General features: G+C 75.5%; 1 protein-coding gene. It reads right to left on the bottom strand.

Going from position 1 to position 758, the window contains the following annotated elements:
- A partial coding sequence (locus KS423_RS46580) for an FUSC family protein (RefSeq protein ID WP_224285672.1) occupies positions 1–758 on the bottom strand: 758 nt, incomplete at both ends.

Here is a 758-nt window from a genome sequence, read left to right as displayed (position 1 = left end):
CCAGCCGCTCCAGCGCCGCCGTCGCCGGCAGCCACCGCTCGGCCAGCCGGCCGGTGGGCGGGGGCTCGGCCAGCCCCTGCTGCACCTCCCGGCGGGCGTCCGCCAGCGACCGGTAGGCCGCACGGCGCAGCCACACCTGGGCGTTGCCGTTCCGGAGGACGGAGTCGAGGTAGGCCCGCAGCGCCGTCGCCGCGTCGACCAGCTTTGGCTCGATCCGGTGGCGCGGGCGCTCCGGCCACAGCAGGTAGCCGAAAAGCAGGACGACCGCGCTGGCCAGCACGGTGTCCAGGACCCGGGGCCGGAACTCGGCGGCGCTGCTCTGCCCGCCCAGCTGGAGCAGGACCAGTGCCATCGGCGTCATCACCACGGTGTTCAGCCCGTAGTGCGCCGCCGTGGCGTACGGGAGCAGGGCCACGCAGAGGGCGGCCATCGCGGTCAGCGCCCACTCGTCGGTGGTGACCACGAGCAGCGCCGCGGTCACGGCCACCCCGAGCACCGTGCCGACCGAGCGGCTCACCGCGCGCAGGAACACCGAGCCGAGGTCCGGCTTCAGCACGAAGGCGATCGTCATCGGCACCCAGTAGCTCTTGCTGAGCGGGTAGTTGGCGGTGACCGCCGAACCGGCCGCGATGCACAGCGCGACCCGCAGCCCGTACCGGACCGAACCCCGGGACAGCAGCCGCGCCCGCAGCCGCCAGGGGTCCGGCGGCGGAGCGGGGGCGGTGCCGAGCCGGGTGTCGCGGCCGGCCACGGTGTCG

The organism is Streptomyces sp. LS1784, from assembly GCF_020103755.1.
Lineage (GTDB): Bacteria > Actinomycetota > Actinomycetes > Streptomycetales > Streptomycetaceae > Kitasatospora.
This window is presented reverse-complemented; position numbering and strand designations above follow the sequence as displayed.